The 13,042-nt window shown below is 54.0% G+C and carries 9 protein-coding genes; 1 reads left to right on the forward strand and 8 read right to left on the reverse strand.

Annotated elements, in window-relative coordinates; all coding sequences use genetic code 11:
* Positions 1 to 213: 213 nt before the first annotated feature.
* A complete protein-coding gene (locus tag C812_RS13950) occupies positions 214 to 1,434 on the reverse strand; it encodes an IS256 family transposase (protein WP_016313297.1) in 1,221 nt (406 codons plus the stop codon).
* 677 nt (positions 1,435 to 2,111) lie between these two features.
* On the opposite strand from C812_RS13950, the gene C812_RS13955 reads away from it, so the two are divergent.
* Complete coding sequence (locus C812_RS13955; RefSeq protein ID WP_016313298.1) at positions 2,112 to 3,332, forward strand: phosphodiester glycosidase family protein; 1,221 nt, start codon at positions 2,112 to 2,114, stop codon at positions 3,330 to 3,332.
* Between the two features lie 202 nt (positions 3,333 to 3,534).
* On the opposite strand, the gene C812_RS13960 is transcribed toward C812_RS13955, so the two are convergent.
* The 7 genes from C812_RS13960 to C812_RS13990 form a co-directional block, all read right to left on the reverse strand.
* Positions 3,535 to 4,728 (reverse strand): sugar ABC transporter permease, encoded by a 1,194-nt coding sequence (locus tag C812_RS13960; RefSeq protein WP_016313299.1) that lies wholly within the window; start codon positions 4,726 to 4,728, stop codon positions 3,535 to 3,537.
* Between the two features lie 2 nt (positions 4,729 to 4,730).
* Positions 4,731 to 6,242 (reverse strand): xylose ABC transporter ATP-binding protein, encoded by a 1,512-nt coding sequence (locus C812_RS13965; protein WP_016313300.1) that lies wholly within the window; start codon positions 6,240 to 6,242, stop codon positions 4,731 to 4,733.
* A gap of 114 nt (positions 6,243 to 6,356) precedes the next feature.
* Positions 6,357 to 7,460: a D-xylose ABC transporter substrate-binding protein gene (gene xylF / locus C812_RS13970; protein ID WP_016313301.1), complete on the reverse strand. Its 1,104-nt coding sequence runs from the start codon at positions 7,458 to 7,460 to the stop codon at positions 6,357 to 6,359.
* A 241-nt stretch (positions 7,461 to 7,701) separates the two neighbouring features.
* Positions 7,702 to 9,273 carry a helix-turn-helix domain-containing protein gene (locus C812_RS13975; RefSeq protein ID WP_016313302.1) on the reverse strand — a complete coding sequence of 524 codons (1,572 nt, stop codon included), beginning with the start codon at positions 9,271 to 9,273 and terminating at the stop codon, positions 7,702 to 7,704.
* A 21-nt stretch (positions 9,274 to 9,294) separates the two neighbouring features.
* Positions 9,295 to 10,734 carry a sensor histidine kinase gene (locus tag C812_RS13980; protein WP_016313303.1) on the reverse strand — a complete coding sequence of 480 codons (1,440 nt, stop codon included), beginning with the start codon at positions 10,732 to 10,734 and terminating at the stop codon, positions 9,295 to 9,297.
* Complete coding sequence (locus C812_RS13985) at positions 10,731 to 11,711, reverse strand: sugar-binding protein (RefSeq protein WP_016313304.1); 981 nt, start codon at positions 11,709 to 11,711, stop codon at positions 10,731 to 10,733. The genes C812_RS13980 and C812_RS13985 overlap by 4 nt, the downstream gene beginning before the upstream one ends.
* A 338-nt stretch (positions 11,712 to 12,049) precedes the next feature.
* Entirely contained in the window at positions 12,050 to 13,039 is a 990-nt protein-coding gene (locus C812_RS13990; RefSeq protein WP_028539639.1) for a Gfo/Idh/MocA family protein, read from the reverse strand.
* Positions 13,040 to 13,042 lie beyond the last annotated feature (3 nt).

A 13,042-nucleotide genomic window follows, 5' to 3' on the forward strand; every position in this document is an offset into this window, starting at 1 on the left:
GCCGGTGGATGATGTGCTAACGTGGTGAGAGCCGCGGAGGCCGCCGGTGGATGATGCGCTAACGTGGTGAGAGCCGCGAAGGCCGCCGGGGTGCAGGTGGCGAAAGTGGTAGATGAGCTGTGAATGGCGAATGTGGCAGATTAAGCCGGGTCTGTCAAGATTTCTGTGTAAACTCAGTTCCAAGCAATCCCCCCGAGGGGGGATTTGGCGTTTCTAACGTAAGTAGTTGCTGATCCGATCCGGAAAGAAGACCGAAAGCTGAAGCAGCATCTGTCCCCAGTTTTGGACGCGGCCTGTCCATTTGCGGGTCACATCCATCGTGGCCAGATAGAGCATTTTCAGCAGAGCTTCATCAGTCGGAAAAATACTCTTTCCCTTGGTCACCTTGCGAAGCTGTCGGTGGTAACTCTCAATCATATTTGTTGTGTAGATGAGTTTGCGGATCTCAGGTGGGTACTTGAAGAAGGTCGAGAGCCCCTCCCAGTTGTTGCGCCAAGAGCGGACAATGAGCGGATACTTGACGCCCCAGACTTCCTCGAAGCGGTCCAGTTCCAAGAGCGCCCCTTCCTCAGTTGCTGCCTTGTAAATCGGCTTCAGGTCCGCAGTGACTTTCTTGAGATCCTTGTACGACACGTAGCGAGTGGAATTACGGATTTGGTGGATGATACACTTTTGGATCTCGGTCTTTGGATAGCAGGCAGCAATCGCTTCGGAGAAACCACTGAGATTGTCCACACAGATGATGAGAATGTCTTGGACACCACGATTTCGCAGGTCATTTAGGACGCTTAGCCAGAACTTACTGGATTCATTCTCCCCGATCCACATGCCGAGCACATCCTTGTTTCCGTCCAGGTCGATGCCGATAACCATGTAGGCCGCTTTGTTTACAATGGCACCGTCCTGCTTCACTTTGAAGTGAATCGCATCCATGTAAACGACGGCGTACACGCCTTGAAGCGGCCGATTCTGCCATTCCTTAATGAGAGGCACGATTTTGTTGGTAACATTGGAAATGAGCGTAGGCGAGACTTCGATGCCGTACAGGTTTTGCAGATGGTCTTGAATCTCTCGTGTGCTGACTCCTTTGGCGTACAGGGCGATGATCTGATCTTCGATGCCAGTTACATTCTTCTGGTGTTTCTGCACAACAACGGGCTCGAACTCACCCATCCGATCCCGTGGAACCATAATTTCCTGCTCTCCGTATTCGCTGACCACCGTCTTCTTGCTCTTGCCATTTCGGCTATTTGGCGTCATCTTGGCTTTGACCTCATGCTTTTCGTAGCCTAAATGCGTATCGAGCTCTGCTTCCAGCATCTCTTGAAGAGTTTCAGCAAACAGTTCTTTCAAGGCATTTTGCGCATCCTGAGCCGTTACCAGCTTGTTCTCCTTAATAAACGTCCGTAGTTGCTCTTTTGTCCATAGTCCCATGTGTTCTCCCAACCTTTCTATTACTTTCCATTTTAATAGATTTGGGAGTTTACACAAACTATTTTACAGACTCATTAAGCCCATACCGCGGTGTGAGGGACTGCCCCTTGCACCGTTTTTTGTAGCCTGAATGCCAGCACTATCCCCTCGCATGGTTGCTATTTGCCCTGGTTCCCTCCCCACTAATGTTTATCCGCAACTACTCCCTCTCGTATCGCTGTTACTCATCCGCTCCACCCTTTCGCACTACTGTTACTCATGCTCTCTACTCTCTCGCACTACTGTTACTCATGCTCTCTACTCTCTCGCACATTGCCGTTACCCCTATACTCTACTCTCCATCACCACTGTTGCTCATCCACTCTACTCTCTCCCCCTGTTTATCCGGCCTGCTCTCCCTCGCACCACTGTTTATTCGCCGCACTCCCTCTCGGCACCAAATGTACTCGAAAAATCGAGTATAATTTAACGATTTCGGCCGTTTTTAGGGATTATATATGAAATTTCATATAGAATTACCCAATTTCAAGGTAACTGACCGAAATCTATATGAAAAACCGAGTATATTCCAAATTTTTCTTCATTCGCACCATTTTGTATATGAAAAATCGAGTACATTTCCGATATTACATAGAGTAGCGATTCCCAATATACATAAAAAAGGAGAAACCATATTGATGAACGAAACGAGCATGTTCTCTCGCAACAATGCAAGACGCCTGTTGCTTCTAGGGCTCGCCCTAGTCTGCCTTCTTTCCGGCGGCATCAGCTGGGCCGCCGCCCCGGCTCCCGCTACCGCCGCAAGCACGGCGACGGCGGCGCCGGCCAAAAACGTCGTCCTGCTGGACGCGGCCAGCGGACGTGCGTTTGTGCCGAGCCGGGCCTTGGACGGACTGAACGGTATCCACGTTCAGTGGGACGCGGCCCGGCAGCAGCTGACGATCGCGCAGAGCGAAGCCACGTCCGCGATCGTGAAGGTCGGCTCCGCCAAAGCCGAAGTCAATGGCGAGCCGGTCGCCTTAGCCGACGCGCCGTTCACCCAGGCCGGCGCGACCTACGTGCCGCTGCAGTTCGTCAGCGCCACGTTCAATTTGCCGGCGGAATGGGACAAGACCGTCGGCTCCATTACGCTGGGTCAAGGCGATGCCCGTTTGACCCTGCCGTACGCAAGCCGCAGCGCGCTTACCAGCGCTGGCGCCTCCAAGGCGATCGTCAGCGCGCGCAAGACGTTCAAAGTCGGCGGACGTTCCTTCTCTACGCAGATGGTCACCATCTCGCTGATGGATCCCAAGGTCCGCCTGAAGGTCGCGCTCGCTGGCGACGCAGTTGGCAAGGTTGAGGAGCTGAGCAGCCTCGCCAAGCGCCACAAAGCGGTTGTCGCCATCAACGGCACGTTCTTCAACGCTTACACCGATAACGCCTACAAAGCGCCTTACGGCTATATCGTCAGCGGCGGCGTGATGAAGATGAAGGCTTCCGGCGACAAGCGCACCATCTTCACCTATGACTCCAACCTGCTGGCGCGGTTAATCCCTGGCGAAGACTTCAATGATGCCTTTAACGCAGGCACGATGGAAGGAGCGCTTCAAGCTGGACCACGACTTGTGGTGAATGGTAAAGTGGCCATCGACGTTAAAGCTGAGGGCTTCAAGGACCCGAAAATCCTCACCGGCGGCGGTGCCCGCAGCGCCTTAGGGATCACGCAGGACCATAAGCTGATCCTGCTGACCACCGGCGGCGCCACGATTCCGCAGCTGGCAGAAATCATGAAGCAAGCCGGCGCGTACCAAGCGATGAACCTCGACGGCGGCGCTTCCAGCGGCTTATATTATAACGGTAAATACCTAACCCAGCCGGGCCGCAAAATCAGCAATGCGCTGATTGTCACCTACCAATAAATAAGTCACCGATTAACTTAACAACGAAGCCTCGGCTAAAGCCACCAAAGGACCGTCAAGCGAACCGAACCAAAAAATACCGAACCTAAGAATCGAACCACAGAACCAAGCCAAACCAAACGAAACGAAAAACGGCACTTCCAAGGAGCTCCCCAACAAAGGAACAGGTTCCTAAGAAGTGCCGTCTTTATTCATCAACCTCTTATCTCAACCCTTTACGCCGGTTCGAAATGTCGAGCCATACGGCAAAGACGAGAATCGAACCCTTCACCACGTATTGCCAGAACGACTCCAGCCCCATCAGCGACATCCCATTGTCGAGCGAAGTCATAACGAGCGCACCGATCAAAGCGCCGAGCACCGTCCCCGCGCCGCCCATCAACGATGTCCCGCCGATGACGCATGCCGCGATCGCATCCATCTCTGCCATGTTCCCGGCGGTGATCGTTGCCGAAGCCAGACGTGATGTCAAGATAATCGACGCGATGGACGCCAGTAACCCGCTGAGCAGGAAGACAGTCATCGTCTTGCGGCGGATGTTGATACCGGACAGCCGAGCCGCTTCTAGGTTACCGCCAATGGCATAAATATGCCGGCCGAAGGTCGTTTTGGTGGACAGGAAGAAGAAAATAGCCGCCAGCACGATAACGAAGATGATTGGGAACGGAATGCCTTTGTAGGCATTCATCACAAGTACGAAAGCGATAACCAGCAGGGAGAGCGCTGCCATCTTGATCACGTCCACCACAAACGGCGCCACCTCGAAGCCATATTTCTGCCGAGAACGGCGTTTACGCAGCGTGCTCCATACAATTAGAGCGATGGCTAAAACCCCGAGGATGATGCCGAATCCCGAGGCAAAATACGCGTTACCTAACAGCGCCAGCACTTTATCGGAGACCGGGATCGTCATCGATTTCGTCACGCCCATCAGCGTCCCGCGAAAGACCATCATGCCCCCCAATGTGACGATAAAGGCGGGGATCATTTTGTAGGCGACCAGCCAGCCTTGCACCAAGCCTAAGATCGCGCCAGCCGCCAGCGTCGCGAGAATGACTACAATCGCCGGAAGCTCCAGCCAGTTGCTGAAGATCGCGGCAAGCCCGCCGGTTAACCCCAAGATAGAGCCCACCGACAAGTCAATATGCCCGGCGACGATGACCAAGACCATCCCAATTGCCAAGATCGAGGTCACCGACATTTGCGTAAACAGGTTAGATAAGTTCCGCGGCGTCAAAAAGGTGGGGTCCAGCAGGCCAAAAAATACCCAAATCAACACCAGCGCCCCCACCATCGTGTAGGCGCGCACGTCCATTTTGCCGAACAGGCTGCCCCACAGCGTCGACTTCACCGCCGAACCGTCCGTTTGTGTACCGATTTCCTTTTGAAGCTCCATGTTTATTTCCCTCCTGTAGCGGCTTGCATGATATTTTCTTGGGTCGCCTCGCGCCAGTCGAACTCCCGGACGAATCGGCCTTCACTCATCACCAGAATCCGGTCGCTCATCCCGAGCACCTCAGGAAGCTCCGAGGAAATCATGATGATCGCCACGCCCTGGTCAACCAGCTGATTCATCAAATGATAAATCTCGTATTTCGCCCCGACATCAATGCCGCGGGTTGGTTCGTCCATAATCAGAATTTTCGGGTCAGACATCAGCCATTTACCGACAACGACCTTCTGCTGGTTCCCGCCGGACAACGTGCCGACCGGAGTTTCCAACGACGCGGTTTTCGTCTTTAAATCCTGCACATATTTCAAGCCCCAGCGGATTTCCTCGTTATCGTTAATCACGCCAAACTTCGAGACCTTCGCCAACGTCGCCATCGTTGTATTCGTCTTGACGTCCATCCCCATGACGAGACCTTGACGCTTGCGATCCTCGCTGACGAGGGCGAGTCCGGCCCGAATGGCATCGGAAACGGAGCGAATCCGCACCGGTTTGCCTTCGACGAAGACCTCACCTGTCGCCTTGCCGCCGTAAGCGCCAAACAGGCTGCTGACCAGCTCCGTCCGGCCGGCCCCCATTAATCCCGCGATGCCGAGGATTTCCCCTTTGCGCACCTGGAAGCTGACATCCTTAATCACCCTCTGATTCCGCTTCTCCGGATGCCACACGTTATAGTTTCGAACCTCCAGCACGGTATCCGATGGGCGATGCTCCACCCGCGGGTACCGTTCCGTCAGCTCCCGTCCGACCATCAGCGATACGACTTGGTCGTCATTCGTTTCCTTGCGATCCAACGTCGCGATCGTGCGGCCGTCGCGAAGTACCGTAATCGAGTCGGCCAGAGCAAACACCTCCGGCATCTTGTGCGAGATATATACGCAAGACACCCCTTCGCTGCGCAGTTGATTTAGGATGTCCATCAGGATCGCCACTTCACTTTCCGTTAAAGCGGCTGTAGGTTCATCCAGAATCAATATCTGCGTATGCTTGGACAGTGCCTTGGCGATCTCCACCAATTGCTGCTGGCCGATGCCGAGACTGCCGATTTTGGTGTCCGGAGAAATATTCAGTCCAACCCGCTTCAACCATTGCGCCGCATTATGATACAGCTCATCCCACTGGATCACGCCGCGTTTGGTGGGTTCTGCCCCAAGGAAAATATTCTCGCCAACCGTCATCTCCTTCACAAGCGCCAGCTCCTGGTGAATGATGGCGATGCCGGCTTTTTCCGCATCGGCAATGCCTTGGAACTGCTTCTTCTCGCCGCCGATGACGATGTCCCCGCTATAGGTGCCGGCTGGATACAAGCCGCTTAGCACCTTCATCAGCGTAGATTTACCCGCTCCGTTCTCGCCGCACAGCGCGTGAATTTCCCCTTTACGCACTTGGAAGTTTACGCGGTCAAGGGCTTTCACGCCAGGAAACTCCTTGCTGATGTTCACCATTTCCAATACATACATAGGCTTAGCTCTCCTTCATTCGCCTAAGGATCGGCGAATAGCGCGAAACCAAGGAGGCGCCGAAGCGCTCCCTGATTTTCGCCGCTTCCGCCCTAACCGGGTATCCGGTTCGTATTACTTCGGCCATTGATCCTTGGGTACGTTTTTGTACACGTCCTCCAGCTTGTGGAACCCATCATCAATTACGACATTCAGGCTATCCTTGTTGACTGGAATCGGATCCAGCAACACGGAAGGTACGTCAATCTTACCGTTGTTGACCGTTTTATCGGCTTGGACTTCCTCGCCTTTGGCGGCTGCAACAGCCATTTCTGCAGCGGTGGTAGCAATCGATTTAATCGGCTTGTAGACGGTCATCAGCTGCGTTCCTTCAGCGATCCGTTGAACTGCAGCCAAGTCAGCATCCTGCCCGGATACCGGGATTTTACCTGCCATCCCTTGGGCGTTTAACGCTTGGATAACCCCGCCGGCCGTACCGTCATTTGCAGCAACTACGCCCTGGATGTCATTGTTATTGGCAGTCAGCGCGTTCTCCATGTTCTTCAGTGCTTCCTCCGGCTTCCAGTCCTTGGAGAACTGGTCATAGACGATCTTGATGTCGCCTTTCTCCTCCAGCGGTTTCAGCACGTTCATCGCGCCTTCCTTAAACATGTGCGCGTTGTTGTCCGTATCCGCACCGCCGATGTAAACGATGTTGCCCTTTGGTGCGGCATCAATGACAGCTTGGGCTTGGAGTTCACCGACCCGAACGTTATCGAAGGAGATGTAGTAGTCAACGTCCGAGTTTCGAATCAAACGGTCATACGCAATGACCTTGATGCCTTCTTTGTGCGCTTTTTCCACGATTGGTGCAGTCGCTTCCGCGTTATGCGCGATGACGACCAATACGTCAACGCCTTGCGAAATCAGCTGCTCAGCTTGGCTCAACTGGGTTGCATCGTCACCGTTTGCCGCAAGCACCTTCACTTCGCCCCCGAGCTCTTCGACTTTAGCGGTGAATAAATCCCGGTCCTTCTGCCAGCGTTCTTCCTTCAGGGTGTCCATCGACATCCCGATCACGATTTTCCCGTCGTCCTTGCCTCCAGCCGTGCTGCCCGCATTGTTCGTTGCGTTCCCGCTGTTGGCGCTGCCATCCGATACAATTCCGCAGCCTGCCAGGGTGGAAGCCAACAAAATGGCCGCCAAACTTAACCGTACAAAATGACTGTGTTTTTTCACTATGCCTACGCCCCTTCTTTTTGAAGAATTGAGTAATGATTGCGCTTACATGAATATCGTAGCACTGCTTCCCTTACTTCGGTTCGGTCAAAGCCTGCACTCGTTTGCGCTTGTTCTGCATTCCTTTGCCATCGGATGTAAATACTTTCATAATCGATGCTTTCACTGGATTTTTTTGTGCAATCACAACAAAAAAGTCCTTGTCTGGGACAAGGACTCACTGAACTGCACGGAAGCATTATTATTCCGTTTCGATTTGCTGACGATATTCGCTTGGGCTAATGCCGACGGCTTTCTTGAATACCCGGCTAAAATAATTGGGATCTTTGTAGCCTACCTCATAACAAATTTCCTTCAGACTTAACGAGCGCTCGGCGATCAGCCGCTTCGCCTCCTCAATCCGCAGTCGGGTGAGATAGTCGCTGAAATTCTCTCCGGTCTGCAGCTTAAACAATTTGCTGAAGTAGTAAGGACTGAGATTCACATATTCCGCCGTTTGCTCCATCGAGATCTCTTCTTTGAACCGCTGGGTGACGAACAGGATCGCCCGCTGCACCACATGTGAACGGCTGTGTTCCTTTCGTTCCCGCAGGCTATCCATCCAGATGCCAAGCCGGTGCAGTACGCGTTCCCGCAGCACTTCCGCATTCTCGCAAGCGCGAAGATCCTCAATTAACTCGGGACCGTCCCCTGCCTCCACGCCGCGGCTCAAATAGAGGAGCAGCCCAATTACATCCCCGCGCAGATGCGGAAAATCATCCGAACGCTCCTCCTGCAGGCGTTCAAATAGCAGGTCAAAGCGCTCTGCAGCTTCGGATTTGTCCTGCTGCAGCAATGCATCCAACAGCTTCTTCTCCTCATCCAGCGAAATCACGGGGCTGCCTGAGCTTTCGGCGATATCGTCATAATGCCGGACACAGACGATATCCTGCTCCTCCGCGCAGACGCGGACCGCTTCACGGTACGAGCGGCTTAGCCCGTCCCAGCCTTCGCGAACCCCGCCGATCCCAACAGACAGCGGCAGCCCAAAGCGCTCCTCCACCTGGCTGCGCAGCCGCTCACCCCATTCCAGCGCCATCACCCGCTGCTCATACCCCGGCCGTCCCGGCGGCAACGGGATAAACAAAGCAATCTTATGGCCAACCACCGGGCTGACAAGACAGGACAAACCCGGCTTCGCCCATTGCTTGACCGCTTCGTAAATCTCCTTCTTAACCAGTTGGAAGCTGGCCCATTCTTTGGGGTTGTGCTTCGCAAACGACAGGACCATCGCATAGCCTTTTCGCCACTCGAGGTTCAGCATCCGAGCCAGTTGGTCGGCTTCAACCTCCTGTGCATATTCCAGCATCAACATCAGCGACAGCTCGTTCTCCGCCAGCGGCAACAGGTGAGAGAGCTTCTCCTGCAGGGAGAGCTTCTCATCGCGGGCCCGCTTAGCCTCTTCGGTTTCAGCGATCAGATGCTTCAGCACGTCTAGAATCTCTTCCCGGCGAGCCGGCTTCAGCAGATATTCCCGTACGCCAAGCCCTAACCCCTCCTTCGCATAGGCAAAATAATCATGGGCCGTGATAATCACCACCCGAGCCCCCGGCTGACGGGCCATGATCTCCCGCACCGCTTCCAGGCCTTGGATCCCGGGCATTTTGATGTCCATAAAAATAAAATCCGGTCGTTCCTCCTCCGCCAGTTGGATCGCCCTGCGCCCATTCTCCGCATGAACAAACCGGAAGGTATCCGGCATCGCGTGACTGATCATCATTTCAAGACCTTCTCGTTCCAAAGCTTCATCGTCCGCAATCAGCAAAGTGTACATTTCGGATTCCCCCTTCCCGTCCTATGAAATCCCTATGCGCAGTGGCAGCGTGAACCGGACGGCGGTCCCTGCCCCTTCCTCGCTGTCGATCTCAATTTGTTCCTCTCCGTCAAAAAATAAATGCAGCCGCTTGAACACATTATGCGTACCCAGGCCGGTCGAATGCCGTTTACCACCAAATTGCGGAGCGTCTCCGCGCACCGATTGCAGCAGCCGATCCACCGTTTCTCGGCTCATGCCAACCCCGTTATCGCGGATTTCGATTTCGACCCGATCCTCCTCGCCAAGGCGAATTGCCAGCTCCAGCACAGCCCCTTCCTCCATATGCTCGATGCCGTGAACAAAAGCGTTCTCCAGAATCGGCTGAAGGGTTAAGCAAGGAACTCGCCCGTCCAATGCCCGTTCGTCGATGTTCATCTTGAAGGCAATCCGATCGCGGAAGCGCGCCTTCTGGATGTTCATGTATTCCGTCACATGGGCCACCTCCTCGCGCAGCGGAACCGCCTGGTCCAGCTTCTGCAGGTTGTAGCGCAGCAGACGCGATACGGAAACAGCCAGATCGCTTGTCTTAGTTGCTCCTTCGAGATAGGCGAGCTTGGAAATCGAGTTTAACGTATTAAATAAAAAATGCGGATTGATCTGGCTTTGCAGCGTCTTGAGCTCCAGCTCCTTCACCAGCCGGTCCTTCTCCAAATTGTTAATATTCTCCGCCATCAACTGCTGGATATTGTCGATCATCCCGTTAAACGCCCGGCACAAAATACTGATCTCATCGTTGCTGTCGCTCTCCGGCGCCTTCGTGTCCATCCGCCCCTTAGAAATCTGTTTGGCGGTCGCGACCAGCCGGCGGATCGGATTGGTAATGCTGCGTGACAGCCAAATCGCCAGCAGAATGCTGAATGCCGCTGCCGTCACCACCAATAGAATGCCCAGCTTGTTCAGATTTCCGGTCGCGTCCATCATCTCTTCGTAGATCGGTTTATATTGCTCCAGCTCCAAGTCGACCAGCTCCTGCGCCTCCTCGCGGATAAAACGCTGTGTCTGCTCCGCTTCGATATAAGCCCCGGCCATCGTATCGGAATCCTCGTAGCTAATCCGCTCAATCATCGCCTCGGCCTGCTCCAGGAAGGTGTCGATCAGGTTGCGATAATTGGCGAGGGCCAGGTCGCTGCCGCCAATCGTCCGGAGCCCGTCGAGATCCGATCGCAAGGACTTGACCGCATTCAAATGCTTTACGACTTCGGGCAAGCTCTCCTGATCCAACTGCATAATGAATCGGTTCATCGACCGCATGTTCTCCCCCACCTCGTAGGAGATCTCTTTGTACAACAGAATGCGCTTCATCATCAGGTGATAGCTCTCTTGAACACTCTTTCCGCTTTGGAACAGGAAGAAGGACACCGAACTCATCACCAGCACCAACAACGGAATAAACAGAAACAATTTGCGGCGGATGCTCATAAACTCTCGCCCTCCTCCACGTTGTGCGCATTTAGCACTTTCACTTCCGTGAAGTAGGCCTTCTTCAGCGCTTGTCCCCCGAAGTGCTCATAGAGCAGCCGAACCGCCGTTTCTCCCATCAAAAAAGGCTGCTGCGCCACCGTCGCTTCAATCTCCCCTTTGCGAATAGCCTCCAGCGTTTCCTTCTGATTGTCAAAGCCGATGATCGTCAGGTCGTCGCGGTTCTTGGCAGCCTGCAGCACGCCAAGCGCATCGGTTGCACTCGTACCGACCATAATGGTGATCTCGGGATGGTTCCGAAGCATGTTAGCCGCCTGCTGAATCGCCTCCATGTGGGAGATGTTCGAGCTGCGAACGTCCACAATCTCCAGCCCCTCGTACGCCGCGACGATTTTCTTGAGCCCGTCCAGTCGCTGCAGCTGGTTGGCGGCCTGATCACTGCCGATGATCACGCCGATCTTGCCGATGCCGCCGGTCGTCTCTACCACAAGACGCCCCAACCGCTCGCCCGCGGCTAAATTGTCAGTGCCGACATAAGTCAGCCGCTGGCTGTTTGGCGCGTCGGTGTCAATGGTCACAACGGGGATGCCACGGCGTACCGCCTTATTGATGACTGGCGTAAACCGCTCTTCATTTAACCCCTGCACAATAATTGCATCGACGCGGGCGGCGATCGCTTTTTCCAGCAAATTCAGCTGTTCCTCCATGTTGTTGCGCACCGGTCCCGTGAACTCAATGTCGATGCCGTATTTCTCCGCTGCCTCCGCCGCCCCTTTCTCGACCATTTCCCAATAGGGATGATACCGCTCCTGCTCGATCAGCACGATATGATAGCGCGGCTCACCGCTCGCGGGCTGCCCTTGCAGCTCTTTAACAATGCTGCCCATCTTCCCCGAGTACCTCGCAAAGCCGATGAACAAATAGACCAAAACCACGATGCAAATCAACATACCCGCCAGCCATTTCTTGTCCTTCATGAACCAGTTCACCTCTTCCGATAATCCTATCTCAGTATGTAAGCGGTTGCAACGGGAATTTGTGTCAGTTTGGGGGGCGCAAATATCTCCAACGCTCCTTTTTCATGATTATCCCTTATACTCAGGGAAATTGGAGTTAGAACTGAGGAGGGGATCTCTGATGATCTTCTTGCCCCACTACTCCCACACTTGCCCTACTTGCCTACCTGACTCATGGGGATAATGGTGCAAAAGCAACCCCATAAGAGAGGATGCGTCAGAACGCAAATAGCCCAAACCGATCTACCGGCTTGGGCTAAATCATTGAGGACAATTCCAGCAGGCTGGCCAACGACGACTCAGGCTTGGTCCTCGTCCGCCGCGTACCGCAATCCGAACTGGCGTCTGGCTTCCTCCATCAGCTCGGCAACGGCTAGCGAACGGGCATGGGTATTGATCTGGCTTTCCCGCTTGCCGCTGAGAATCAGCTCAATGAACTCCAACGCTTCATAGTACATCGACTCCTGCGGCTGGAAGCAGGTTAATTCCTCAGTTGTGCCGTCACGGTACAGAATTTTAGCCTCATAGGGCTGATTGATCCGATCGATCACGATCGTACCGTTTTCCCCTTGGATTTCCGTTGGCAGATAGGAGTCGGTAATTTTCGAATACATGATCACGCCGTCCATCTCCGGATACCGCACAACAAGGCTGCCTTCTCCGTCCACGCCCGAAGACAACATCACCGCAGAAGCCTGCACCGATTCCGGTTTCCCGAACAGTGTCACCATCGGATAGATACAATAAATGCCGAGGTCCATCAAAGCCCCGTTAGAAAACGCGGGATTAAAGGCATTCATCACCTTGCCTTGCTTAAAGGCATCATACCGCGAAGAATACTGACAATAGCTTGAAAAATAGCGCCGCACCTGGCCGATTTTGTACAAATTATCCTGCACGGCCCGGAAGTTCGGCATCAGCGTCGACTTCAGCGCCTCCATCAACAACACATCATTGCGACGCGCCGCTTCGATCATCCGGCGAACCTCTGCCGCATTGGACGCCATCGGTTTCTCGCATAACACATGCTTGCCGTGGTCCATCATCAAGATGGCCTGCTCCGCATGAAAGGAATTCGGGCTGGCGATATAAACGGCATCGACGTCAGAGCTGGCCGCTAAGGCTTTCAAATCCGTATAGACCTGCGGGTCGCCAAACTTGGCAGCAAACTCTCTGCCCTTCTCCTCGGTCCGGGAGTAAACCGCCGTTAAGGCAAATTGCTCCGTTTCCAGTGCTGCCTGAATAAAACGTTCCGTAATCCAGTTCGTTCCAATCGTGGCGAAACGTATCAA

The sequence above is a fragment of the Paenibacillus barengoltzii G22 genome (assembly GCF_000403375.2).
GTDB lineage: Bacteria > Bacillota > Bacilli > Paenibacillales > Paenibacillaceae > Fontibacillus > Fontibacillus barengoltzii.

What these genes read in the sequence shown, in the direction of transcription:
- C812_RS13950 (WP_016313297.1), bottom strand. Translation starts at nt 1,434, where the DNA reads ATGGGACTATGGACAAAAGAGCAACTACGGACGTTTATTAAGGAGAAC.
- C812_RS13955 (WP_016313298.1), top strand. Translation starts at nt 2,112, where the DNA reads ATGAACGAAACGAGCATGTTCTCTCGCAACAATGCAAGACGCCTGTTG.
- C812_RS13960 (WP_016313299.1), bottom strand. Translation starts at nt 4,728, where the DNA reads ATGGAGCTTCAAAAGGAAATCGGTACACAAACGGACGGTTCGGCGGTG.
- C812_RS13965 (WP_016313300.1), bottom strand. Translation starts at nt 6,242, where the DNA reads ATGTATGTATTGGAAATGGTGAACATCAGCAAGGAGTTTCCTGGCGTG.
- C812_RS13975 (WP_016313302.1), bottom strand. Translation starts at nt 9,273, where the DNA reads ATGTACACTTTGCTGATTGCGGACGATGAAGCTTTGGAACGAGAAGGT.
- C812_RS13980 (WP_016313303.1), bottom strand. Translation starts at nt 10,734, where the DNA reads ATGAGCATCCGCCGCAAATTGTTTCTGTTTATTCCGTTGTTGGTGCTG.
- C812_RS13985 (WP_016313304.1), bottom strand. Translation starts at nt 11,711, where the DNA reads ATGAAGGACAAGAAATGGCTGGCGGGTATGTTGATTTGCATCGTGGTT.